This is a genomic window from Roseateles puraquae (genome assembly GCF_002205845.1).
Taxonomy (GTDB): domain Bacteria; phylum Pseudomonadota; class Gammaproteobacteria; order Burkholderiales; family Burkholderiaceae_C; genus Pelomonas; species Pelomonas puraquae.
The window spans coordinates 65266-89230 of sequence record NZ_NISI01000004.1 but is presented as its reverse complement, the minus strand read 5'-3'; the positions used below and the strand labels follow the sequence as shown (position 1 = coordinate 89230).

Annotated in this window: 25 protein-coding genes; 20 read left to right on the top strand and 5 right to left on the bottom strand. The window is 67.7% G+C overall.

The genetic code is table 11. The features are described from left to right. Positions 1 to 86: 86 nt before the first annotated feature. A complete protein-coding gene (locus CDO81_RS11875) occupies positions 87 to 731 on the top strand; it encodes a YceI family protein (protein ID WP_144397219.1) in 645 nt (214 codons plus the stop codon). Here the strand turns inward: CDO81_RS11875 and CDO81_RS11870 are convergent. Genes CDO81_RS11870 through moaA form a run of 4 tightly spaced genes read right to left on the bottom strand, consistent with a single transcriptional unit; the run spans position 717 to position 3224 of the window. Then, positions 717 to 1244, bottom strand: coding sequence for a GNAT family N-acetyltransferase (locus CDO81_RS11870; protein ID WP_088483432.1), 528 nt, complete (start codon positions 1242 to 1244; stop codon positions 717 to 719). The genes CDO81_RS11875 and CDO81_RS11870 overlap by 15 nt on opposite strands. Next, positions 1241 to 1819 carry a molybdenum cofactor guanylyltransferase MobA gene (gene mobA / locus CDO81_RS11865; protein WP_088483431.1) on the bottom strand — a complete coding sequence of 193 codons (579 nt, stop codon included), beginning with the start codon at positions 1817 to 1819 and terminating at the stop codon, positions 1241 to 1243. Before mobA ends, CDO81_RS11870 begins: the two co-directional genes overlap by 4 nt. Next, the gene (locus CDO81_RS11860; RefSeq protein WP_088483430.1) at positions 1816 to 2109 is read right to left on the bottom strand and encodes a hypothetical protein; all 294 of its coding nucleotides are present in this window, start codon (positions 2107 to 2109) and stop codon (positions 1816 to 1818) included. Before CDO81_RS11860 ends, mobA begins: the two co-directional genes overlap by 4 nt. 2 nt (positions 2110 to 2111) lie before the next feature. After that, complete coding sequence (gene moaA / locus CDO81_RS11855; protein ID WP_088483429.1) at positions 2112 to 3224, bottom strand: GTP 3',8-cyclase MoaA; 1113 nt, start codon at positions 3222 to 3224, stop codon at positions 2112 to 2114. Positions 3225 to 3355: 131 nt separating this feature from the next. Between moaA and CDO81_RS11850 the strand changes: the two genes are divergently transcribed. The 18 genes from CDO81_RS11850 (at position 3356) to CDO81_RS11765 (ending at position 20951) form a co-directional block, all read left to right on the top strand. Then, positions 3356 to 4297 carry a carbohydrate kinase family protein gene (locus CDO81_RS11850; RefSeq protein ID WP_088483428.1) on the top strand — a complete coding sequence of 314 codons (942 nt, stop codon included), beginning with the start codon at positions 3356 to 3358 and terminating at the stop codon, positions 4295 to 4297. A 129-nt stretch (positions 4298 to 4426) separates the two neighbouring features. Further along, positions 4427 to 5230 carry an enoyl-CoA hydratase-related protein gene (locus tag CDO81_RS11845; protein ID WP_088483427.1) on the top strand — a complete coding sequence of 268 codons (804 nt, stop codon included), beginning with the start codon at positions 4427 to 4429 and terminating at the stop codon, positions 5228 to 5230. Next, complete coding sequence (gene paaI, locus CDO81_RS11840) at positions 5230 to 5667, top strand: hydroxyphenylacetyl-CoA thioesterase PaaI (protein WP_088483426.1); 438 nt, start codon at positions 5230 to 5232, stop codon at positions 5665 to 5667. The genes CDO81_RS11845 and paaI overlap by 1 nt, the downstream gene beginning before the upstream one ends. Then, positions 5664 to 6977 (top strand): phenylacetate--CoA ligase PaaK, encoded by a 1314-nt coding sequence (paaK, locus tag CDO81_RS11835; RefSeq protein WP_088483425.1) that lies wholly within the window; start codon positions 5664 to 5666, stop codon positions 6975 to 6977. The genes paaI and paaK overlap by 4 nt, the downstream gene beginning before the upstream one ends. Positions 6978 to 7075: 98 nt before the next feature. Beyond that, the gene (paaA, locus tag CDO81_RS11830; protein WP_088483424.1) at positions 7076 to 8080 is read left to right on the top strand and encodes a 1,2-phenylacetyl-CoA epoxidase subunit PaaA; all 1005 of its coding nucleotides are present in this window, start codon (positions 7076 to 7078) and stop codon (positions 8078 to 8080) included. A gap of 11 nt (positions 8081 to 8091) precedes the next feature. Continuing rightward, entirely contained in the window at positions 8092 to 8385 is a 294-nt protein-coding gene (gene paaB / locus CDO81_RS11825) for a 1,2-phenylacetyl-CoA epoxidase subunit PaaB (RefSeq protein WP_088483423.1), read from the top strand. Then, positions 8385 to 9149 (top strand): 1,2-phenylacetyl-CoA epoxidase subunit PaaC, encoded by a 765-nt coding sequence (paaC, locus tag CDO81_RS11820; RefSeq protein ID WP_088483422.1) that lies wholly within the window; start codon positions 8385 to 8387, stop codon positions 9147 to 9149. Before paaB ends, paaC begins: the two co-directional genes overlap by 1 nt. Beyond that, on the top strand, positions 9146 to 9613 hold the full coding sequence (gene paaD, locus CDO81_RS11815; RefSeq protein WP_420893065.1) for a 1,2-phenylacetyl-CoA epoxidase subunit PaaD: 468 nt from the start codon (positions 9146 to 9148) through the stop codon (positions 9611 to 9613). The genes paaC and paaD overlap by 4 nt, the downstream gene beginning before the upstream one ends. Before the next feature lie 121 nt (positions 9614 to 9734). Then, a complete protein-coding gene (gene paaE / locus CDO81_RS11810; protein ID WP_088483420.1) occupies positions 9735 to 10796 on the top strand; it encodes a 1,2-phenylacetyl-CoA epoxidase subunit PaaE in 1062 nt (353 codons plus the stop codon). Positions 10797 to 10800: 4 nt separating this feature from the next. Further along, positions 10801 to 11418, top strand: a complete 618-nt coding sequence (locus CDO81_RS11805) for a TetR/AcrR family transcriptional regulator (protein WP_088483419.1) — start codon at positions 10801 to 10803, stop codon at positions 11416 to 11418. Between the two features lie 17 nt (positions 11419 to 11435). Next, a complete protein-coding gene (locus CDO81_RS11800) occupies positions 11436 to 12581 on the top strand; it encodes an ABC transporter substrate-binding protein (RefSeq protein ID WP_088483418.1) in 1146 nt (381 codons plus the stop codon). Continuing rightward, positions 12578 to 14620 carry a phenylacetic acid degradation bifunctional protein PaaZ gene (gene paaZ, locus CDO81_RS11795; protein ID WP_088483417.1) on the top strand — a complete coding sequence of 681 codons (2043 nt, stop codon included), beginning with the start codon at positions 12578 to 12580 and terminating at the stop codon, positions 14618 to 14620. Before CDO81_RS11800 ends, paaZ begins: the two co-directional genes overlap by 4 nt. Continuing rightward, positions 14617 to 14961, top strand: coding sequence for an MmcQ/YjbR family DNA-binding protein (locus tag CDO81_RS11790; RefSeq protein WP_088483416.1), 345 nt, complete (start codon positions 14617 to 14619; stop codon positions 14959 to 14961). The genes paaZ and CDO81_RS11790 overlap by 4 nt, the downstream gene beginning before the upstream one ends. A 395-nt stretch (positions 14962 to 15356) precedes the next feature. Then, complete coding sequence (locus CDO81_RS11785; RefSeq protein ID WP_088483415.1) at positions 15357 to 15860, top strand: fimbrial protein; 504 nt, start codon at positions 15357 to 15359, stop codon at positions 15858 to 15860. Positions 15861 to 15864: 4 nt separating this feature from the next. Beyond that, positions 15865 to 16413, top strand: coding sequence for a fimbrial protein (locus CDO81_RS11780; RefSeq protein ID WP_158218255.1), 549 nt, complete (start codon positions 15865 to 15867; stop codon positions 16411 to 16413). A 41-nt stretch (positions 16414 to 16454) separates the two neighbouring features. After that, complete coding sequence (locus tag CDO81_RS11775; protein WP_158218254.1) at positions 16455 to 17198, top strand: fimbrial biogenesis chaperone; 744 nt, start codon at positions 16455 to 16457, stop codon at positions 17196 to 17198. A 133-nt stretch (positions 17199 to 17331) separates the two neighbouring features. Continuing rightward, positions 17332 to 19899: a fimbria/pilus outer membrane usher protein gene (locus tag CDO81_RS11770; protein WP_158218253.1), complete on the top strand. Its 2568-nt coding sequence runs from the start codon at positions 17332 to 17334 to the stop codon at positions 19897 to 19899. Beyond that, the gene (locus tag CDO81_RS11765; RefSeq protein WP_088483411.1) at positions 19896 to 20951 is read left to right on the top strand and encodes a fimbrial protein; all 1056 of its coding nucleotides are present in this window, start codon (positions 19896 to 19898) and stop codon (positions 20949 to 20951) included. Before CDO81_RS11770 ends, CDO81_RS11765 begins: the two co-directional genes overlap by 4 nt. Before the next feature lie 124 nt (positions 20952 to 21075). Here the strand turns inward: CDO81_RS11765 and CDO81_RS29120 are convergent, their stop codons facing one another. Beyond that, positions 21076 to 21801 carry a C40 family peptidase gene (locus tag CDO81_RS29120; protein ID WP_158218252.1) on the bottom strand — a complete coding sequence of 242 codons (726 nt, stop codon included), beginning with the start codon at positions 21799 to 21801 and terminating at the stop codon, positions 21076 to 21078. Between the two features lie 238 nt (positions 21802 to 22039). On the opposite strand from CDO81_RS29120, the gene CDO81_RS11755 reads away from it, so the two are divergent. Next, on the top strand, positions 22040 to 23929 hold the full coding sequence (locus CDO81_RS11755; protein WP_088483409.1) for a propionate--CoA ligase: 1890 nt from the start codon (positions 22040 to 22042) through the stop codon (positions 23927 to 23929). Positions 23930 to 23965 lie beyond the last annotated feature (36 nt).

Below are 23965 nucleotides of genomic sequence, written 5' to 3'. Positions count from 1 at the left end.
ATCAGATGAGGGCTATGCTAGTCCAGCCCGGCCGGGCCGCGCTGTGCGCCAGCCGTCAAAACCCACCGTCTTCCCCTGATTTGAGCGTGCAAACGACACCGAAGCGCCCCGATCGACGCAGCCTGCTGGCTGCGAGCCTCGCCTTGGCGGCCTTCGCCGCGCTGTCGGCCGGCTGCGCCAGCGACCCGCCGGTTGGCGCTGATTGCCCGGCCATCATGGCGAGTGCGGCTGACGAGTTGCGGGTGCTGGTGTTCCGCGGCGGCTCGGCCGCGCGGCTGGGGCACAACCACGTGTTGCGCGCGGGCGACCTGCGCGTGTCCTGGCCGGCGGCCGGGCCGGTGTTGCGCTTTCGGCTGGACGCACTGGCGATTGACCCGCCAGCCCTGCGCGCGGCGCTGGGGCCGGCCTTCGCGTCGGCGGTCGACGACAGTGCCCGCGAAGGCACGCGCGCCAATCTGCTGAGGGCGTTGGAGGCAGCCGCCCACCCCGAGGTGGTGGTGACGACGCTGCAGCAGGTCGGCGAAGGCCCGCGCCGGGCGGTGGAGGCCGAGATCAGCCTGCATGGCGTGAAGCGGCGCCAGTGGTTCGTGGCCGAGGTGCAGGATCGTCGCGCCCGGGGCGAGGTGGTGATTCGTCAGAGCGATTTCGGCATCCAGCCCTTTACCGTGCTTGGCGGGCTGTTGGCGGTGCAGGACGCGCTGGTGGTTCAGTTCGAGCTAGTCCAGCCGTAGTCGCATCAGGTCCTTGGTCAGGCAGCGCCCGTCGGGCAGCCGAATGGCGTCGCTGAGGCTGCCGTAGCGTTCGAAGCCGGCGCGGGTGTAGAGCCCCACGGCAGGGCGGTTGCTGGCCGTGACGCTCAGCGTGACCTGGCTCAGCCCCGGCGTGGCCCTGAGCCGCGCGAGGGTTTCGGCCAGCAGCGCGCGGCCGATGCCGCGCCCGGCGTGGGTGTCAGACACCATCATGCCGATCAGGTGGGCGAGGTGGTGGACGTTGCGGCGCGGCTCGCGCTCGCAGGTCAGCGCGCCGACGAGCTTCGGGCCGTCCAACGCCACCAGCGTGAACAGCGTGCTGCCATTGCCCGCGAGGCGATTGCGGTAGCTGGCCAGGTCGCGCCGGCTCTCGGTCTCGGCGTCGGACGTGAAGGCCTCCGGATGGCTGGTCAGCATGGCGTCGCGCAGCGCCTTGTAGGCCAGCAGGTCGGGTTCCGCCATCGGGCGGATGAGGACGTCGGTCACCGCGGTCATGAGGTCAGGTCGGCGAGATGGTTGAAGTTGGCGAAGGCGGCCTCATTGCTGAAGCGGGCCACGCCATGCGGCTGCTCGCGCATCCAGCGCAGCACGGCGCGGCCACCGCTGGCGAGGTAGTTCGCGAGTGGCTCGCGCAGCCGGGCGTGGAGCAGGGCGTGGGTGGGGTGCTCGCGCTGTGCCTGCGCGAAGGCGAGCGGCAGTGGCTCATCGCAGCCGGGCGGCTGCGTCGCGGCAAGCAGGCGCGCCGCCAGGTCGGCCGGGGGCTGAGGGCTGTCGCAGGGGGCGGTCAGCAGCCAGGCGTCGTCAGGAATGGCCTGCAGGCCGGCGAGCATGCCCGCCAGCGGCCCGGCGAAGGCCAGGCCGCTTGGGTCGGCCAACACGGGGTGGCCGAAGCTCGCATAGGTCTCGCCGTGCCGGTTGGCGCTGACCAGCAACTGGCTGACCTGCGGCTGCAGGGCCCGCAGCACGTGGCAGGCGAGCGGTTCGCCCCGCCAGGGCTGCAGCCCTTTGTCGACACCGCCCATCCGCCGCCCCGCGCCCCCGGCCAGCACGAGGCCGATGATGAGGCTCATGGGGGCGGCTCACCCGGTGCGCCGGGGAAGCCATCCGCCTGATGTCGCGGGCCCTTCATGACGCCGGTGACCCAGCAGCCGATCAACCAGGTGGCCACCATCGTCAGCGCGAACACGATCGCGCCGATCACGATGAAGTCGATCAGCAGTTGGTGCCGCAGGGCGTCGTTGTCCAGCCCCGGCTGGTGAAACCCCTTCGCGAACTGCCCGGTCGCCCAGGGCAGCAACAGGGCCGCGCCCACCGCCAGTGCAGCTCGGCGGCGCAGGCGGGGCGTGAACCAGGCCGCCATGGTCAGCCGCCGATGTAGTGCATCTCGACGCGGCGCTCGCCGGTGGGCGCCTGGCCGCTGCCGCGCAACTGGGAGTAGCGGTCGGCCCGGCCCCCCCAGACCTCCGCGATGGCGCCGGCGATCTGTGCGTCGCTGACCGCTTCGGCGCCACGCAGCAGCCCACGCAGGTCGTGCCCGCGGGTCGCGAAGAGGCAGGTGTAGAGCCGTCCTTCGGTCGACAGTCGGGCGCGGTTGCAGTCGCCGCAGAACGCCTGGGTCACCGACGAGATGAAGCCCACCTCGCCACCACCGTCGGCATAGGCCCAGCGCTCGGCGGTCTCGCCGGGGGCGCTGGCTGAGAGAGGTGTCAGGGGGAACTCGGCTGCAATGCGCTGCATCACGTCCCGCGAAGGCAGCACCTGGTCCATGCGCCAGCCATTGGTGGCGCCGACGTCCATGTATTCGATGAAGCGCAGCACCACGCCGCTGTGTCGGAAGTGGCGCGCCATGGGCAGGATCTGGTCATCGTTCACGCCGCGTTGCACGACCATGTTGACCTTGATCGGGCCGAGCCCGGCGGCCTGGGCTGCGGCGATGCCGTCCAGCACATCGGCTACCGGAAAGCCGACATCGTTCATGCGCTGGAACACCGCGTCGTCCAGGCCATCGAGGCTCACGGTGAGGCGCTTGAGGCCGGCAGCGCGCAGGGCACCGGCCTTCTTCACCAGCGTGGAGCCGTTGGTGGTGAGTGTCAGGTCGAGCTCGCGCCCATCGGGCGTGCGCAGCACCGCGAGCATCTCGATCAGCGACTCCAGCCCGCGGCGCAGCGTGGGCTCGCCGCCGGTGATGCGCAGCTTCTCCACTCCCAGGGCCACGAAGACCCGTGTCAGCCGCGTGATCTCCTCGAAGCTCAGCAAGTCGGCATGCGGGAGGAACTGGTGGTGCTTGTCGAACACCTGCTTGGGCATGCAATAGCCGCAGCGGAAGTTGCAGCGGTCGGTCACCGAGATACGCAGGTCGTGCAGCGGGCGGCCGAGCGTGTCGCCCAGCGGGCCGCGCGGCATCGGCGCGTCTGCCGGCACCACCAACCGGCGGGCCGGCGGGGTGTAGACGAGAGGAACTTCGCGGGCGCTCATGGCCGCATTCTCACCGCGACCCGGCAACCTTGCGTCCGCCCGGCCATCGGCGCCATCCCTATCGTCTGATGGCGGGATGCGGCTGGCTTTCGGGACTTGTCAGGCTTGCGCCCGCCCGCTTGAATGGGCGAATGAGTGCAGTACTTCATGCGGACCTTCCCCGCTTCGTCGCCTTCGGCGAGGCCCTGACCGACCTGATCCGCATCGGCCCCGACCAATGGCGCAGCGCCTGTGGTGGCTCGCCGTGGAATGTGGCCGTGGCGATGTCGACCCTGGGCCAGCTGAGCGCCTTTGCCGGTGCGATCAGCCAAGACCTTTTCGGCGCCGAGATCTGGCGGGCCAGCCAGGAGGCTCACCTGGACATGCGGTTCATTCAGCAGTTGCCGCGGCCACCATTGCTGGCGGTGGTGCACGAGGTCGACCCGCCCCACTACTTCTTCATCGGGCAGGACAGCGCAGATCTGCACTTCCGGCCCGAGGGCCTGCCAGCGGGCTGGACGCGCTCGCTGCGCTGGGCGCATTTCGGCAGCCTGGGCCTGGTGCGGGAGCCGCTGGCCGGGCGGCTGCTGGCGCTGGCCCAGGCGCTGAAGGCCGAGGGTCGGCTGATCAGCTACGACCCCAACTTCCGCGCCCCGCCGATGGACTCGCGCTACGACGACACCCTGGAGCAGATGTGCCGCCTGGCGGATGTGATCAAGGTGTCCGACGAAGACCTGCGCGGCCTGTTCCGGGTGCCGGACCACCGCTCTGGCCTGGCCCAGATTGCGGCATGGAACCCCGGCGCGTGGCTGCTGCTGACCCGGGGCGCGGCGGGGGCGACGCTCTATCACGGCGTGGAGGAGGTGTCGGGCCAGCCGCCGCCGGTGGAGGTGGTGGACACCGTTGGGGCCGGCGATACGGCCCTGGCCGGGCTGCTGGACAGCCTGATGCGCGATGCCGCCGCGCCGGCGCAGCAGCATTTGCGTTGGGCACTGGCGGCCGGGGCGGCGGCCTGCACGTCCGCCGGCTTTGTGCCGCCGCGCCCGGCGCAGCTGGAGGCCCTGGCCGAGGCGGTGCGCATCGTGCCGGCTTGAGTCGCGCAGGGGCGGGGCATCGACCACAAGGCGGGCCTCACCCCGGCCCTGCTGGGGTTTTCCCGCCCGACCCTTGATCCGGGTCAAGCGTCGCCCTACGATTAACCGACCGGTCGGTAGAGAAATTCCATGTCCGAACAGACGATCCTCATCGAGCAGCATGGCGCCGTGCGCCTGCTGCGCCTGAACCGCCCCGAGGCGCTGAACGCCTTCACGACCGGCATGCTTGGCCAGTTGCGCCAGGCGCTGGAGGCGGCGGCGACCGACGTTGACACCCGTTGCGTGCTGATCACCGGCGCCGGCCGGGCCTTCAGCGCGGGGCAGGATCTCGCCGATCCGCATGTCGCGCCCAGCCGCGAGGCGGGGGCGCCGCCCAAGGACATCGGCCACCTGCTCGACCATTTCTACATTCCGCTCGCGCTGCGTCTGCGCAGCATGCCGGTGCCGGTGGTGGCCGCGGTCAATGGCGTTGCGGCGGGTGCCGGTGCCAGCGTGGCCCTGGGATGTGACCTCGTGCTGGCCGGCGAGAGTGCGAGCTTCATCCAGGCCTTCTCCAAGATTGGCCTCATTCCCGACTGCGGCGGCACCTGGCTGCTGCCCCGGCTGGTGGGGCGCGCCAAGGCGCTGGAGCTGGCGCTGCTGGGCGACAAGCTGAAGGCCGCCGATGCCGAGCGCCTGGGCCTGATCTCGCGGGTGCTGCCCGATGCCGAGCTGATGGAAGCCGCGCTGGCGACGGCGCAGAAGCTCGCCGCCATGCCCACCCGGGCGCTGGTCGAGACCCGCATCGCGATGGACGAGGCGCTGAAGTTCGATTTCGAGACGGCCCTCAAACGCGAGGCGGTGCTGCAGAGCCAGATGGGCTTTGCCTACGACTACCTGGAAGGCGCCGTGGCCTTCCTGGACAAGCGCAAGCCGCAGTTCCGGGACCGCTGATGGATGCGCAGGCCACCGCCGAGAAGGTCCGTGACGTGATGCTTGCGGACGACGCCGCGAGCCGCATGCTCGGCCTGCAGATCACCGAGGTCGCCCCGGGCCGTGCGGTCGCGACGATGACGGTGCGGCCGGACATGCTCAACGGCTTCGCCATCTGCCACGGCGGCCTGATCGCCACGCTGGCCGACTCTGCGTTCGCTTTTGCCTGCAACAGCCGCAATGCGTTGACCGTGGCGTCGGGATTCGGCATCGACATCCTGAAAAGCGCCCGCCTGGGCGATGTGCTCACCGCGACGGCGGCCGAGACCTCGCTGGCCGGCCGCACGGGCCTGTACGACATCACGGTGACCAACCAGCGGGGCGAGCTCGTCGCCGTGTTCCGCGGTCGCTCGCACCGGCTGGGTGAGCGCAAGGTCTACGACGAAGGAAACCCATGAGCAGCAAAGCCCCCATCCGCGTGCCCAAGGCCGGCGAGCTCGACCCGATCGAGACTGCCAGCCGCGACGAGCTGCAGGCCTTGCAGCTGCAGCGCCTGCGCTGGAGCCTGCAGCATGCCTACGACCATGTGCCGCACTACAAGGCCAGCTTCGATGCCAAGGGCGTGCACCCGTCCGACCTGAAGACCCTGGCAGACCTCGCCAAGTTCCCGTTCACGACCAAGCACGACCTGCGCGCGAACTACCCCTTCGGCCTGTTCGCCGTGCCGCGCGAGCAGCTCGCGCGCATCCATGCGTCGTCCGGCACCACGGGCAAGCCGACCGTGGTGGGCTACACGCTGAAGGACATCGACCACTGGGCCAACCTGGTGGCCCGATCCATTCGCGCTTCGGGCGGTCGGGCGGGCGACTTGGTGCACGTCGCCTACGGTTATGGCCTCTTTACCGGCGGGCTGGGCGCGCACTACGGCGCCGAGCGGCTGGGGTGCACGGTCATCCCGATGAGCGGTGGCCAGACCGAGAAGCAGGTGCAGCTCATCACCGACTTCAAGCCCGACATCATCATGGTCACGCCCAGCTACATGCAGGTGCTGATCGAAGAGTTCCGCCGCCAGGGTCTGGATGCGCGCGAGTCGTCGCTGAAGATCGGCATCTTTGGCGCCGAGCCCTGGACGGAGGCCATGCGCCGCGACATCGAGCAGGGCGCGGGCATCGATGCGGTGGACATCTACGGCCTGTCGGAAGTGATGGGCCCGGGTGTGGCCAACGAGTGCATCGAGAGCAAGGACGGCCCGGTGATCTGGGAAGACCACTTCTACCCCGAGATCATCGACCCCGAGACGGGCGAGGTGCTGCCCGATGGCAGCGAGGGCGAGCTGGTGTTCACCTCGCTCACGAAGGAGGCGATGCCCGTCATCCGCTACCGCACGCGCGACCTCACCCGGCTGCTGCCGCCCACCGCGCGCAGCATGCGCCGCATGGGCAAGATCGTGGGCCGCAGTGACGACATGCTCATCATCCGTGGCGTCAACCTCTTCCCCACGCAGGTGGAGGAGCTGGTGCTGCAGGAGCCGGGGCTGGGTGGGCAGTACCAGTTGGTCGTCACGCGCGACGGCCATCTGGATGAACTCGTCATCCGCTGCGAGATGGCCCTGGGCGCGACTGACGACGGCATCGGCTGGCGCCTGGCCGAGCGCATCAAGAACCTGATCGGCGTGAGCGCAAAGGTGAGCGTCGAGCAGCCCGAATCCATCGAACGCACGCTCGTGGGCAAGGCCCGCCGCGTGGTCGATCAACGCAAGAAGCCATGAATACCCAACACAGCCACAGAGGCACAGAGACACAGAGGCGCTCGAACGTCTCTGTGCCGCTGTGGCTGTGTTCATCCGCCTGAGCAAAGGAGCCGCTGATGTACACACAAGCCATGGACCTGATGGCGCGCGAGGCCAAGCCCAAGGTCGTCAAGAGCGCCGAGGAGCTGGCCCGCGAGGAGGCCTTCGAAGCCCGCATCGATGCGGGAGACTTCATCGAGGCCAAGGACTGGATGCCTGACCACTACCGCAAGACGCTGGTGCGGCAGATCAGCCAGCATGCGCACAGCGAGATCGTCGGCATGCTGCCCGAGGGCAACTGGATCACCCGCGCCCCGACGCTCAAGCGCAAGGCCATTCTGCTGGCCAAGGTGCAGGACGAGGGCGGCCATGGCCTGTACCTCTACGCCGCCGCCGAGACCCTGGGCACCAGCCGCGACGAGATGACCGAGGCGCTGCTGTCGGGCAAGGCCAAGTACAGCTCCATCTTCAACTACCCCACGCTGACCTGGGCCGACATCGGCGTCATCGGCTGGCTGGTGGACGGGGCGGCCATCATGAACCAGGTGCCGCTGTGCCGCTGCTCCTACGCGCCCTATGCGCGGGCCATGATCCGCGTCTGCCGCGAGGAGAGCTTCCACCAGCGCCAGGGCTACGAGAGCCTGCTGGTGATGATGCAAAAGGGCACCGCCGCCCAGAAGGCCATGGTGCAGGACGCCGTGAACCGCTGGTGGTGGCCGGCGCTGATGATGTTCGGCCCGGCGGACAAGGATTCGCCGAACAGCGAGCAGAGCATGCGCTGGGGTATCAAGCGCGTCTCCAACGACACGCTGCGCCAGAAGTTCGTCGACGCGACCATTCCGCAGGCCGAGATCCTGGGCGTGACCGTGCCCGACCCTGACCTGAAGTGGAACGCCGAGCGAGAGAGCTACGACTTCGGCGCCATCGACTGGTCCGAGTTCTGGCGCGTGGTGGGTGGCGAGGGCCCCTGCAACCGCGAACGCCTGGCTGCGCGCAACAAGGCCTGGGACGATGGCGCCTGGGTGCGTGAGGCCGCGATGGTCCATGCGAAGAAGCAGGCCACCCAGGCCCAAGCCGCCTAAGGACGCACGACATGAGCAACACGAAGAACGAATGGCCGCTGTGGGAAGTCTTCGTCCGCAGCAAGGCGGGCCTGGACCACAAGCACTGCGGCAGCCTGCATGCCGCCGATTCGGCGATGGCCATCCAGATGGCGCGCGACGTCTACACGCGCCGCCAGGAGGGCACGAGCATCTGGGTCGTGCGCTCGGAGCAGATCGTTGCCAGTGACCCGGTCGAGAAGGGCAGCCTCTTCGAGCCGGCCGACGACAAGGTCTACCGCCATCCCACCTTTTATGAGTTGCCCGAGCAACTCAATCACATGTGATGGACGCCAAGCTCACCTATGTCCTGCAACTGGCGGACACCTGCCTCATCCACGCCCAGCGCCTGGGCGAGTGGTGCGGCCATGCGCCGGTGCTGGAGGAAGACCTGGCGCTGTCCAACATGGCGCTGGACCTGCTGGGCCAGGCGCGCGCCTTGCTGACCTACGCCGGTCAGCTCGAAGGCGCCGGTCGCGATGAAGACCAGCTCGCCTTCCTGCGGGAGGAGCGCGACTACCGCAACCTCGTGCTGGTGGAGTTGCCCAATGCCGCCGCCAGCCCCAGCGACGGCTCGGGTGGCCGTGACTTCGCGCTCACCACCTTGCGCAATGCCGCCGTGTCGATCTGGCTGGAGCTGCTGTACGAACGCCTGCAGGCCAGCAACGACGCCGAGTTGGCCGGCATCGCCGCCAAGTCGCTGAAGGAAGTGCGCTACCACCGCCAGCACAGCAGCGACTGGGTGGTGCGCCTGGGAGACGGCACCGCCGAGTCGCAGGCCCGCATGCAGACCGCCCTGGTGGTGCTGACGCCCTATTTCAACGAGCTCTTCGCGGCGGCCGGCGTGGCAGGCGTGGGCCCGGCGTGGGGCGAGATCGAGGCCGATTGGCGTGCCCGCTGGGCCACCTTGCTGGCGGAGGCCACGCTCACGCTGCCGCGCGACAGCGCCATGCAGCCCCAGGGCCACCTCGGCATCCACAGCGAGCACATGGGCCACCTGCTGGGCACGATGCAGCACCTGCAGCGCGCCTACCCGGGAGGCGTGTGGTGAACCTGGCCGCGGCACGCGAGCGCCTGGCGGCCGTGCCGGACCCCGAGATCCCGGCGGTCAGCCTCGTGGAGCTGGGCATTGTGCGCGACCTGCGCGCGACCGACGCGGGCCTGGAGGTGGTGCTCACGCCTACCTACAGCGGCTGCCCGGCGACCGAGCTGATCGCCGACGACGTGCGCGCCGCGCTGGCCGAGTTTGGCCCCGTCACGGTGACGCTGCAGCGCGCCCCGGCCTGGACAACCGACTGGATCACGCCCACCGGCCGCGAGAAGCTGCAGCAGTACGGCATCGTGCCGCCACAGTGCGGCTCGGCACAGGCCATTTCGGTGGTGCCGCGCCTGCGCTGTCCGCGCTGCAGCGGTGCGCAGACCGAGCAGCTGTCGCGCTTCGGTTCCACGCCGTGCAAGTCCACGTGGCGCTGCATCGACTGCGGCGAGCCCTTCGAATACTTCAAACCGATCTGACCTTGAGCCGAAAAAATGCGCCACAGAGGCACAGAGACGCAGAGGCTGCGGGATGACAGCCCCTCTGTGTCTCTGTGCCTCTGTGGCCGTGTTCCCTCGGCGCCCTTCGCCTTGATCTGATATGGCACTCCACTTCCATCCCCTGCGCGTGACCTCGGTCGAGCGCGACACCGATGACGCCATGGTCGTCGGCTTCGAGGCGCCGGCCGAAGGCTTCGGGTTCGAGCCCGGGCAGTACCTCACATTGCGCACCACGCTTGGCGGGCAGGAGCTGCGCCGCAGCTACTCCATCTGCTCGGACCGGGCCTTGAAGGTCGGCATCCGGCGCGTGGACGGCGGCGCCTTTTCCACCTGGGTGCACGAGCAGCTCAAGCCCGGTGACCTGATCGAGTCCTACCCGCCGCAAGGGCGCTTCATCATGCCCCCGGCCCGTCGCGAAGGGCGGCATGTGCTCTTCATCGCGGGCGGGTCGGGCATCACGCCCATCTTGAGCCTGGTGTCGGCCCTGCTGACCAGCGAGCCCGGGTCCCGGGCGACGCTGATCTATGCGAACCGCCGCACCGCGTCGACGATGTTCAAGGAAGAGCTCGAAGACCTGAAGAACCGCTTCATGACCCGGCTGTCGCTGCACCTGGTCTTCAGCCGCGAGGCGGTGGATGCACCGCTGTACGGTGGCCGTTTGGACGCTGGCAAGTTGAGCGCCTTCCTTGCCGGCCCGGTGCCGGCGGCGAGTGTGGATGAGGTCTTCGTCTGCGGTCCCTTCGAGATGAACGACCAGGCCGAGGCCGCGCTGCGCGGCGCGGGCATCCCGGCCGAGCGCATCCACATCGAGCGCTTCGGGACGCCGCAGTCCATGAGCGGCCAGCCGGCGCCGCATGAGGTCAAGGCGGGCGATGCGGCCCAGGCTCGGGTGACGGTGGTCCGCGATGGCATCGCCCGGGAGATCGAGTTTCTGGCCACCGACCCCAGCCTGCTCGACGCCGCTGCGCGCGAAGGCATGGACGTGCCCTTCTCGTGCAAGAGCGGCGTGTGCTCCACCTGCCGCTGCAAGGTGCTGGAGGGCCGGGTGCGCATGGACCGCAACTTTGCGCTCGACAAGGACGAAGTGGCCGCCGGGTTCATCCTGAGCTGCCAGGCGCATCCGTTGACGGAGCATGTCGTCATCTCCTTCGACGAACGCTGAACGAATGGCCCGCAAACGCGCCCCCGGTTTCGAAGCCCAACGCGAGGACATGCTCGCGGAGGCTGCGCGGCTGTTCGCCCAGCAGGGCTTCAGCGCCACCTCCATGAACCAGGTCGCCGAGGCCTGCGGAGTGGCCAAGCCCACGCTCTATCACTACTTCCAGGACAAGAACGACCTGCTCGCCCAGATCTGCGACAGCCATGTGCATGCGCTCCTGGCGCTGGTGGAGGAGGTCAAGGCCAAGGGGCTGGCGCCGGATGCCGAGCTGCGCGCGCTGATTGAGCGCTTCACCAGCGTTTACGCCGATGCGCAGGACCAGCACCGCGTGCTGACCAGCGAAATCAAGTTCCTGGCCGACGCCGAGCGCCAGCGCCTGCTGGATGTGGAGCGGCGCGTGGTGGCCGAGTTCGCGGCCGCGCTGACCCGCGTGCGGCCCGAGCTGCAAGATGCGCAGTTGCACAAGCCCCTGACCATGCTGCTCTTTGGCATGATCAACTGGACGTTCACCTGGCTGCGGCCCGACGGCGACCTCTCGCCCGAAGCGCTGGCGTCCGTCGTCAGTGATCTGTTCTTCGGCGGCCTGGGTGCCGTGCAACTGCGCCAGCCCGCCGTTCATTCATAACCACGAGGAGACAACCCATGAAGCCCTTCCAGCAACTCGCGCTCGCCCTGGCCGCCTCACTGAGCCTCGCGGCCCAGGCCGACATCAACGTCGGCGTGACCGTGTCGGCCACCGGCCCCGCCGCCTCGCTCGGCCTCCCCGAGAAGAACACCATCGCGCTGATGCCCACCACGCTGGGCGGCCAGAAGGTGAACTACATCGTGCTGGATGACGCGTCCGACACGACCACGGCGGTCGCCAACACCCGCAAGTTCATCACCGAGAACAAGGTTGACCTCATCATCGGCTCCACCGTGACGCCGAACTCGCTGGCGATGATCGACGCCGTGGCGGAGTCGGGCACGCCGATGATCTCGATGGCGGCCTCGGCCCGCATCGTCGAGCCCATCGACGCCAAGAAGCGCTGGGTCTTCAAGACGCCGCAGAACGACATCATGATGGCCCTGGCCATCGTGACGCACATGGTGGACAGCGGCGTGAAGACCGCCGCCTTCATCGGTTTCGCGGACGCCTACGGCGAGGGCTGGTGGGGCGAGTTCAACAAGATCGCCGCCACCAAGAAGCTCAACATCGTGGCCAGCGAGCGCTACAACCGCACCGACACCTCGGTCACCGGCCAGGTGCTCAAGCTGGTGGCCGCGCGGCCCGATGCCATCCTGATCGCCGGCTCCGGAACGCCCGCCGCGCTGCCGCAGAAGGCCCTGAAGGAGCGCGGCTACGCCGGCAAGATCTACCAGACGCATGGCGTGGCGAACAACGACTTCCTGCGCGTGGGCGGCAAGGACGTGGAAGGGACGCTGCTGCCCTCGGGCCCGGTGCTGGTGGCAGCGCAACTGCCGGCCGACCACCCGGTCAAGAAGAGCGCGATGGACTACATCGCCAAGTACGAGGCAGCGCACGGCAAGGGCTCGGTCTCGACCTTTGGCGGCCATGCCTGGGATGCCGGCCTGCTGCTGGCCGCCGCGGCCCCCGAGGCGCTGAAGAAGGCCCAGCCGGGCACGCCAGCCTTCCGCGCAGCGCTGCGTGATGCGCTGGAGAACGTCAAGAACCTGGCCGGCGCGCACGGCGTGTTCAACATGTCGCCGCAAGACCACCTGGGGCTGGATCAGCGCGCCCGCGTGATGGTGCAGATCGAGAACGGAACCTGGAAGCTGTTGAAGTGAGCACCCTCCAGAGCTTTATCGCCGGCCGCTGGGTCGGCGAGCGCGCGGCCAAGCCGCTGCACAGCGCGATCAATGGTCGCGTCGTTGCCCACACCCATGAAGAAGGTCTGGACTTTGCCGAGGCCATGGCCTACGCGCGCGCCACCGCGCTGCCTGGCCTGCTTCGCAGCCACTTCCAGGACCGCGCGCGGGTGCTGAAGGCTTTGGCCAACTACCTGATCGAGCGCAAGGAGCAGCTCTACGCCATCAGCGCCCACACAGGCGCGACCCGGTCTGACTCCTGGATCGACATCGAGGGTGGCATCGGCACCTTGTTCGCCTATGCCTCCATCGGCGGCAAGGACCTGCCCAGCAGCAACGTGCTGCATGAAGGCCCGCCGATGCGCCTGGGCGCCAACAACCACTTCATCGGCAGCCACGTGCTGGTGCCCAAGCGCGGGGTGGCGCTGCACATCAATGCGTTCAATTTCCCGATGTGGGGCATGCTGGAGAAGTTCGCGCCCAGCTTCCTGGCCGGCATGCCTTGCCTGGTGAAACCCGCGACGGCGACCAGCTACGTGGCCGAGGCTTGCGTGCGGCTGATCGTCGACTCGGGCCTGGTGCCCGCCGGCGCGCTGCAGCTGATCATCGGTGGCACGGGTGACCTGTTCGAACGACTGGACGAGGCCGATGTCGTCACCTTCACCGGCAGCGCCGACACCGCGCTGATGCTCAAGGCCCACCCGAACCTGCTCAAGAAGAGCATCCCGTTCAACGCCGAGGCCGACAGCCTGAACTGCGCCATCCTCGCGCCCGATGTGACGCCGGACGATCCCGAGTTCGACCTCTTCATCAAGGAAGTCGCCCGCGAAATGACGGCCAAGGCCGGCCAGAAGTGCACGGCCATCCGCCGCACGCTGGTGCCCCGTCCGCTCGTGGATGCAGTGGCCACGGCGCTGAAGGCGCGCCTGGCCAAGACGGTGGTCGGCGATCCGGCCGTCGAGGGCGTGCGCATGGGGGCGCTCGCCAGCAAGGCGCAGCAGGCGGACGTGGCTGAACGTGTGGCGCAACTGGCGCAGCAGTGCGAGCTCTTGCTGTCCGAGCGCAATGGCTTTGCGCCCAAGGGCGAGGGCGTGGCAGACGGCGCCTTCTTCGCACCGACCCTGCTGCTGGCCCGCGATTCAGCCGCCAGCGATGCCCACCACCTGGAAGCCTTCGGCCCCGTGACCACGCTGCTGCCCTATGGCGACTTCGACGAGGCCCTGTACCTGGCCACGCTCGGCCGCGGCAGTCTGGTCGGCACGGTCTGCACCAAGACGCCGGCGCTCGCCGCCGAGGCGGTGCCAACCTTCGCCGCCTGGCACGGCCGCATGCTGGTGCTCGACCGCGAGGCGGCTCTGGAGAACACCGGCCACGGCTCGCCGCTGCCGAAGCTCAAGCACGGCGGTCCGGGGCGAGCCGGCGGCGGTGAGGAGCTGGGCGGCTTGCGCGCGGTCAAGCACTACCTGCAGCGCTGCGCGGTGCAGGGCTCGCCGACGATGATCTCGGCCGTGACCGGCGAGTACCAGCGCGGCGGGGCGGTCACCGAGAGCGAGATCCACCCCTTCCGCCGCTACTTCGAGGATGTGGAAGTGGGCATGAGCCTGCTGACGCACCGCCGCACCGTGGGCGAGGCCGACATCGTCGCCTTCGGTGGCCTGTCGGGCGACTATTTCTACATGCACTTCGACGAGGTTGCGGCCGCGCAGTCGCCCTTCGGCAAGCGCATCGCGCATGGCTACTTCGTGCTGTCGGCGGCGGCGGGTCTGTTCGTGAGTCCCGCACCGGGCCCGGTGCTGGCGAACTACGGTCTGGAGAACCTGCGCTTCGTGACGCCCGTGGCCATCGGCGACACCATCCAGGCGCGGCTGACCGCCAAGCGCAAGATCGACCGCCCGCCGCGCGACGACCAACCCGCGCAGGGCGTCATCGGCTGGGATGTGGCCGTGACCAACCAGCGGGGGGAGCTCTGCGCGAGCTACGAAATCCTCACACTGGTCGCCAAGCGAGTGGCTGGATGACGCCCGCGCAGGCCCGCCAACTTGCGCTGGGCCTGCCAGGTGCGGTCGAGAAGCCGCACCACGACCTCACGTCGTTCCGCCTGCCCGGCGTCAAGGGCAGGATCTTCGCGACCATGACCCCCGATGGCGCCGAGCTGCGCGCCTTCATCAAAGACGACGATGCCCGCGATGCGTGGATCGCTCGCGAGCCTGGCGCGGTCCAGCCGCTCTACTGGGGTGGCAAGCGCTGCGGCGTGAAAGTGCTGCTCGCCCACGCAAAGCCGGCCTGGGTGCAGCCCTTGCTGGCACAAGCCTGGCGCGACAACGGCGGCCCCCGCGCCGACGTGGCAACCCTCGGTTAGCCAACCACAAGCCGCCCACCCGCTGCGGGCGTAAGCCAGCGTTTCGGCTGTGCGTCTGCAGTGCGGACCATGGGATGGCCTGCCGGGATCCCTGGACTCGAACAAGCCGACTCATGTAGCGCGTGCGTCGTCCATCTCTCACGCATCCCGAGCCAACCTTTCGGCGGCCTTGGGCATCGATTCGCACCGCCTTCAAGGCCACTCGTCAGAAAGCCGCCCGGGCGTGTCCGTCATCCTCATGATGGCGACCGCTTGCAGCAGCAGCACCCTTAGCCGGCTTGCGGACGAGGCTCAGCCTGCAGGCGATTGCAGTGTCTGCAAAGGCGTTTCCAACGGCCAGAGCGCCTGACGCTGATTCCCATCGCAACGAGGTTCCTCTCAAGGAGTAGATAGGCATGTTCAAGAAAATTTCGGCGCTGGCCGTGCTCGCGATTTCCGCTTCCGGTGCTTACGCAGTCGACGGCACGGTCACCGTCAGCGGCAACGTCTCTAGTGCCACATGTACCGTGACCGCGTCTGCCACCACGGTCACGCTCCCCACTGTCTCCAAGACCTCGCTCGCCACCGCCGGCAGCACCGCAGGCACCACGCCGTGGTCCGTGTCGGTCTCGTCTTGCTCCGCCGCCACGATGAACACCTTCTTCGAGGCCGGGACCACCGTCAACAGCAATGGCCGCCTCATCAACAGCGGCACGGCTGGCAACGTGGACGGTCAGATCGTCACGAGCACCTTCGGCGTGGTCAACATCGGCGCCGCGAACGGCAGCCAAGGCACCACGGCGGTCTCCGTGAGCAGCAATGCGGCCACGCAGCAGTTCTACGTCCGCTACTACGCCACCGGCGCAGCCACGGCGGGTACGTTCACGTCGAGCTTCACCTACACGCTGGTTTACTCCTGAGCGCATGCAGGACCTCCGTCGCATCAGCGCACATTTCAGGGGTTTGACCATGTTCAGGAAGTTCCTAGCACCCTCGCTGCTCGCGCTGTGCGCGTGTAGTGCCTTCGCGGTCGACGGGACCGTCAGCCTTGGCGGTACCGTCACTGCGGTCACCTGCACCGTCACACCGTCCAGCACCACGGTCTCGTTGCCAACGGTTTCCAAGACGTCACTGGCGTCCAATGGCGCCACAGCGGGCACCACGCCGTGGTCCGTGTCTGTCTCGGCCTGCTCGGCGGCCACGATGAATACTCTCTTCGAGGGCGGTTCGACGATCAACGCCAGTGGTCGGCTGATCAACAGTGGCTCGGCGACCAATGTTGATGGGCAGATTCTCACGAGCACATTCGCCGTGGTGAACATGCTGGCCGCGTCTGGTAGCCAGGGTCCGTCGGCCGTGACGCTGTCCAGCAGTGCAGCGACTCAGCGCTTCTACGTCCGTTACTACGCGACCGGGGCAGCCACCGCAGGCACCTTCACCTCCAGCTTCACCTACACGCTGATCTACACGTGATGGGAGTCTTGGCTGGCAAGAGGTGCACGCCGCTCACGAGCTTGCTTCGAGCACTCGCCTCGGCCACTGTCATGGTGGCGGTGGCGATGTTCGTTGTGGCGCCTGTCGCCCGCGCGTCGGTGGTCATCACCGGCACGCGGGTGATCTACCCCGCAGGCAATCGTGATGTCACCATCCGAGTGACGAACAACGGCGAGACGCCCGCCCTCGTGCAGAGCTGGGTCGATGCCGGCAATCCACAAGCTGCGCCTGAGCAGCTGGACGTGCCCTTCTCGGTCACTCCGTCCATCTTCCGGCTTGATCCACCGCAGACACAGGTGATGCGGTTGGTTTTCCTGGGTGCCGACCTGCCGAAGGACCGTGAGTCGGTCTATTGGCTCAACGTGCTCGAGATCCCGCCCAAGCCCAAGGACATGGTGTCGGAGAACTACCTGCAGTTCGCCATCAAGACACGGATCAAGATCTTCTATCGGCCTGCCATGCTGCCAGGTGGGCCGGAGAAATCGGCCAGCCAGCTCAGGTGGGCCCGCGCGGCGGGCGAGGGCAACGAGGTTGTGGTGACCGTGCGGAACCCGAGCGCCTTCTACGTCTCGTTCGCCGAGGTGCGTGCCAAGCTGGCCGACGGCACCGAGCTGCCCGCGCTCAGCGGCATGGTCGCCCCCTTCGATGTCTTGACCTTGAAGTTCGTTGCGGCCCAGCCGGTGTCCAGCCCTGTGATGCGGGTGATCTTCAAAACCGTCGACGACTACGGCTCGTTCGTCGATGGCACCGTGGAACTCCCCTGAAGTGCGCTGCCGGTCTCCTTCACGCCGTACTGCGGCGGCGCTGAGCGTTGCCGCTTGTTGGGCGGTCTTGCATCCCGGGTTCTTGTTGGCGGCACCTCCAACGTCCGACGGTTCGGCGGCCGAACCAGAGAAGATGGCATCTGCCCAGGTCGATGGCTTTGAGTTCAGCCGTGACTTGCTCGCGCTCGGCACTGGGTCGCGCGTGGACGTATCGCGGTTCTCTCGAGGCAACCCTCAACTCGCCGGGGTCTACCGAGCCGACGTGTTCGTCAATGACCGCTGGCTCATGCGCCGCGACATTCGCTTGGCGGGCAACCCAGCCATTCCTTGCATTGACAGCGACTTGCTGCAGTTGCTCAGGCTGCGGCCCGAGTCGATGCTGCCCTCGAGCGCCGCGCCGCAGTCCGGCCAGCCCGCCATCGCGAGCGGGGATTCAGGGTGCCAGCCCATTGAGCAATTCACGCGTGGCGTCAGCGTGCGGTTCGATAGCGGTGAGCAGCGCCTGGACTTCTATGTGGCCCAAGCCAGTCAGGCGCGCCAGCCCCGAGGTTATGTGCCGCCCGAGTCCCTGGACCGAGGGATCAACGCCTCCGTTCTGGACTACACCCTCAACGGCTTTCGAACAGACAACGAAGGCGTGCGCGTGGTGACCGCCTTCGCCGGCCTCAGCGCTCGCGTGAACTACGGTGACTGGCGCCTGCGCAAGCGCATCAACTACAACCTGACGCCCAGTGGCCACTGGCAGCACGATGACCTGGGCACCAGCCTGAGCACGGACATCCCCGCATGGCGGTCGGCGTTGTCGATCGGCGATGCCTACACCGGCGGGCAGCTGTTTTCCAGCGTGCGCATGCGTGGTGTATCGCTGGCAGCCGATAGCCGCATGCTGCCGGAGTCGCAGCGGGGTTTTGCGCCCGTCATTCGCGGTGTGGCGGTGGGCAACGCCAAAGTCGAGATCCTGCAGAACAACGTGGTGGTCTACAGCACCACCGTACCGCCAGGCCCATTTGAGATCAACGATCTCTACCCCACCGGTTATGGCGGTGAGTTGAAGATCGTGGTCACGGAGGCCAATGGCAAGCAGACGGTCACCACCATGCCCTTCTCGGTGCTGCCGCAACTGCTGCGCGAGGGCGTGTTCGACTATGCCGTCGATGTGGGCCAAGTGCTCGGTTACGCGCGCACCCGCAAGCTGCTGCAGGGGACCGCTCTTTATGGGTTGAACAACACGCTCACCCTTGCCGGTGGCGTGCTGGCTTCCGATGACTACGCGGCCGTGCTGCTGGGCAGCGCCTGGAACACACCGATCGGCGCCTTCCAAGTCAACGGCATCCAGGCCAGCTTCAAGCGCAACAGCCTCCAGCGCTACAAGGGCTGGAGCGTGGAGACCAGTTGGGCTGAATCCATCGCGCCTACGCGCACACATTTCAGCTTCATCGCCTATCGCTACTCCTCGCGTGGCTTCTACAGCCTCGAAGAAGGTTTGCGGCAGCAGGACACCGACGAGGCCGCCATCACCATGGCACCTTCCCGGGCCCGCAATCGGATGGTGTTGAGCGTGAGCCAGATGGTGGGCCAAAGCACCTCGTTCTTCATCGCAGCCAATACCGCGAGTTTTTGGGACAGCACGAACAAGCAGTTCTCCTACCAGGCGGGGGTGAGCCAGCAGTGGGGCCCGGTTCAGCTGTCGCTGAGTGCCGGCCGTTCACGAACGCTCGGCAGTGCCAACACCCAGAACACCTACAGCCTCGCGATGTCCATCCCCTTGAGTACCGGCCCCGAGTCCCGCACAGGGGCTGTCGCCTCATACACGCATGCCTCCTCCACCGGGGACACGCGGCAGGTGGGCTTGTCGGGCGCCTATGGCTCGCGCGGCCAGTTCAGCTATGGCCTGAATCAGCTGAACTCGCAGAGCAATGGCAACACGCTGTCGGTCAACGCGGGCTACCAGGCTCGCACGGCCACAGTGGGTGTGACCGCCTTGACTTCCCGCGGTATCAGCCAGCAGTCGCTGACCCTGAGCGGTGGCATCGTCGCGGCGGATGGCCAAGTAGTCTTTGCTCCCTTCGTTGGCGACACCATGGGCCTGGTGCACGTGGCCGATGCGAAGGGCATGAACCTCGCCACCAGCGAGGCCGTCCAACTCAATGACGACGGCTACGCGCTGATGCCTTACCTGACGCCCTATGCGAGCAATTCGGTGGAGTTGGACGTGTCTCGGGCGCCGCTCAGCGCCCGGTTCGACAGCACCAGCGCCATGGTCGCACCGCGGGCCGGCGCCATCGTGCTGAGGCGTTTCAAGCGCTTGCCGGGCTACACCCTGATGCTGCAGGGCCGCCGAGCCGACGGCAAGCCCTTGCCCTTCGGCGCCAGCGTGTATGACGCTTCGGGCATGCAGGTCGGCAACGTCGGCCAAGTGGGTCGGATTGAAGTGCCGAGCCGCGAATTGGCTGGTCGGTTGCGCGTGGCCTGGGGCGGTGAGGCGCAGGACCAGTGCCTGATCCGCTACGACCTGCCGAACCCGACTGGCGGGGACGATGCCCTGGTGCTGGCCGGCGTGACCTGCGAGCCCGCCAGCGCAAGCTCGCCGCGCGATCTGGCGCAAGCGCCTCCTGGCGCCGATGCCCAGCCCGTGCTCGCGCAGAAGGGCACCACCGCCTGCCAGGTCGCTGCCTGCAGCCACTCCGAGAAGAAGCCATGAAACGCGGTCTCTGCATCCTCCCTTGGGCTCGCGGGCTTGTCGCTTGGCTGCTGGGCCTGGTGTGGCTCGGCGCGCAGGCGGCCCCCACGTGCACCTTCTCCTCGTTCAGCATGAGCCCGACGGCACCGTCTCGGATCGTGGTGACGGCGTCCGTGCCCGCCGGGAAGATCATCTTCTCGACCGTCATCTCGGCCAATTTCAGCTGCAGCGGCGGCGTGGATGGCGACGTCTTCCTGCTGACGTCCCAGAGTATTGGCAATGAGTACGTCGTCAGCGGGGTGACCAACGTCTCCGTCACCTCCAACGTCACCCAGTCGCCACCAGGGGCCACCTATGGGTTCACATCCGGGGTCACGGGGCCTTGCAGTCAGACGGGCACTCGTCCCGCCAGTCGGCCCATCATGATCTTCAATGGCTCGGGCACCTGCAGCGGCCGTGTCAGCCTGGGCCTGACGTTCTTTGCCACGAACACGGGCGCCGTCAGTGGAACCATCCCGGCTGCGCTGAGTGGCGCCATGGCATCGGTCGGGGACGGTTGGCTGTTGGCGGTGACGTGCAGTGGTCCCAAATGCGCCTTTCAGTCAGGTTTGCTTGGCTCCATCAACGGCCCGTCGATTCCCATCACGACGTTGAGCAGCACCTGCACGCTTGCGACGCCAGCAGATCAGACGGTGGTCTTGCCCACCGTCGGCAGGTCCGCCTTCAAGGGTGTGGGGAGTACTGCGGCTGGCACGCCGTTGACCATTCGATACACCTGCTCTACCGGCGGTGGCGCCATGTCGCTGAGCATGGCCTGGATGTTTGACGTGGACAGCCAAGACGCCACCGGCGTTTCTGTGATCAGCAACACCGGCACGGCCACGGGCGTGGGCGTTCAGATCGTGGATTCGGCCAACAGGGCCATCATCTCGGGCGCGCAAACTCGACAGATCAATTCGGTCAGCAGCGGGTCGAACACGATCAGCTACCGGGTGCGCTATTACCAGACGGCGGCAACGGTCACCGCAGGCACGGTGAACGCCGTGGCCTATTACACGGCCACCTACAACTGAGCGGCAGCCCGCTGCCGCGCAGCGATGATCACCGTGCGGTGATCAAGAGGTCGCTCATCGTCGGCGCGCCGCCGAAATCGAGGCCATGCCGATGGCGAAACTGCGGTCTGCGGTCAGCAGTTTCTCAGCGCGTGACGGTGTTGCTCTCGGCCGCCGCCTTGAGGTCGGCGCGGCGGGCGCCGGTGAAGCGCTTGGCCCAGTAGGAATCGCGCATGTCTTCCACCCGAACGGCGCTGCCGGTGCGCGGGGCGTGGATGAACTTGCCTTCGCCGACGTAGATGCCCACGTGGCTGAAGGTGCGTTTCATGGTGTTGAAGAAGACCAGGTCGCCGGGCTTGAGTTCATCCTTGCGGATAGACAGCAGGCTGCTGTCCTTGGCTTGCTCGTCGGCACGGCGCGGAAGCACGAGGCCCACGCTCATTTCGAAGATGTGGCGGGTGAAGCCGCTGCAGTCAAAGCCGTTCTCGACCGAGTTGCCACCACGGGTGTAGCGCACGCCCAGGAAGTTCATCGCCGACAGCACCAAGTCAGAGGCGGTGTCGCGCACACTGGCCAACAGGCGAGATGACCCGGCTTGCTCGACGCTGTTGAGCAGGCCGCGTTCGCTCAGGAATCGGGTCACGGCATCTTGCGCCGGCGCCTTGGCCTGGGCCGGCTGGGTGGCCGTGCTCGGCTTCTCGGGGGCCGCGGCCTGCTGCTGCAGGCTCTGGCCATAGGCGCCGGTCATGGTGCCCGGGGGCGGGGTGACCGTTGCAGCCTGGGCGGTGCCCTGCGCGTGCGCCGCACCGCCGGCTGCCAGGAGGCATGCCAGTGCAAGGCGGGTCAGCAGACGACGGGAAACCAGGGACATGCAGGACGGGAACCGGAACCAGGGGCGGGCCGCGAGCGGTCGCAGTAGCGGGCGGGAGACAGCGGGGCGCAGGTTAGGGATGGCGCCGGGCAGCGTCAACCCAATCGGGACGTAAAGCTTGTAATTTTCAGGGCAAACCCGGTCTTCGTCTTTGACGAGATGGGTAGAAACCCGAGATTTTGTCACGCGCGCCACGGGGTCAGACTGACGTCAGTGCCCCGAGCCCACACTGATCGGCATGAATACCTATGCCGACTTCCACCGCCGCTCGATCACCGACCGTGATGCCTTCTGGGCCGAGCAGGCCCGGCGCATCGACTGGCAGACACTGCCCGAGCAGGTCTGCGACACCAGCCGACCGCCGTTTGCGCGCTGGTTCGTCGGCGGCACGACCAATCTCTGCCACAACGCGGTTGACCGCCATGCGGCCACACGGCCGGATGACGCCGCGCTGATCTGGGTGTCCACCGAGGTCGGCCGGGAGGTCGTCTACAGCTTCGCGCAGTTGCAGGCCGAAGTGCAGACCCTGGCGGCCATCCTGCAGGCCCAGGGCGTGGGTGAGGGCGACCGGGTGCTGATCTACATGCCCATGATCCCTGAGGCTGCCTTTGCGATGCTGGCCTGCGCGCGGATTGGAGCCATCCATTCGGTGGTGTTCGGTGGCTTCGCGTCGGTCAGCCTGGCCAGCCGCATCGACGACGCGGCGCCCAAGCTCATCATCAGTGCGGACGCCGGCAGCCGGGGTGGCAAGGTGGTGCCCTACAAACCCCTGCTCGACGAAGCCATCACCCTGGCGGCGCACAAGCCGCACAAGGTGTTGATGGTGGACCGCGGTCTGGCCGCGTTCACGGTAGTGTCCGGGCGTGACCTCGACTACGCCGCACTCCGGGCCCAGCATGCCGGCGCCCAGGTGCCTGTCGTCTGGCTGGAGTCCAATCGCATCAGCTACACGCTCTACACCAGCGGCACGACCGGCAAACCCAAGGGCGTGCAGCGCGACGTGGGCGGTTATGCGGTGGCCTTGGCCACCAGCATGGACTACATCTTCGGCGGCAAGCCCGGCGAGACCTATTTCTCCACCAGCGACATCGGCTGGGTGGTGGGCCACAGCTACATCATCTACGGGCCCTTGATCGCCGGCATGGCCACGCTGATGTACGAAGGCCTGCCGGTGAGCCCGGACGCTGCCATCTGGTGGAGCCTCGTCGAAAAGTACAAGGTGACGGTCATGTTCAGCGCGCCAACGGCGGTTCGGGTGCTCAAGAAGCACGACCCCGCGCTGCTCAAGCGGCATGACCTGTCCAGCCTGCGGGCACTCTTCCTGGCCGGCGAGCCGCTGGACGAGCCCACCGGCCGCTGGATCGCCGAGGCGCTGGGCGTGCCCATCATCGACAACTACTGGCAGACCGAGACCGGCTGGCCGCTGCTGACGGTGGCGCATCACATTCCTGGCGTCGAGACGGTGCCCACACGCTTCGGCTCGCCGGGCGTGCCGATGTACGGGTATGACGTGCAACTGCTCGACGAGCAGACCGGACAGCCGTTGACCGAGCCGAACCAGAAGGGCGTGCTGACCATCGCGCATCCGCTGCCACCGGGCTGCCTGCAGACGGTCTGGGGCGACGACGATCGATTCGTGCGCACCTACTGGAGCAGCGTGCCCGGGCAGCAGGTGTATTCCACCTTCGACTGGGGCCTGCGTGACGCGGACGGCTACACCTTCATCCTCGGCCGCACCGACGACGTCATCAACGTGGCCGGCCATCGCCTGGGCACGCGGGAGATCGAGGAGAGCATCTCCAGCCATCCGGCGATTGCCGAGGTGGCGGTGGTGGGCGTGGCCGATCAGCTCAAGGGCCAGGTGGCGATCGCCTTCGCCGTGCTGCGCGACCCGGCTCAGGCCGGCATGGCGCTGGAGGGCGAGGTCATGAAGCATGTCGATGGCCAGCTCGGTGCGGTGGCGCGGCCGGCCCGGGTGCATTTCGTGAGCCTGCTGCCCAAGACACGCTCCGGCAAGCTGCTGCGCCGCGCGCTGCAGGCCGTGGCGGAGGGGCGCGACCCCGGCGACCTCACCACCCTGGACGACCCGAGCGCGCTGGCGCAGGTCAAGGAACTGCTCGGCCGCTGATCGAGGTGGCTATGCTGGCGGCAACTGCTGCCGGCC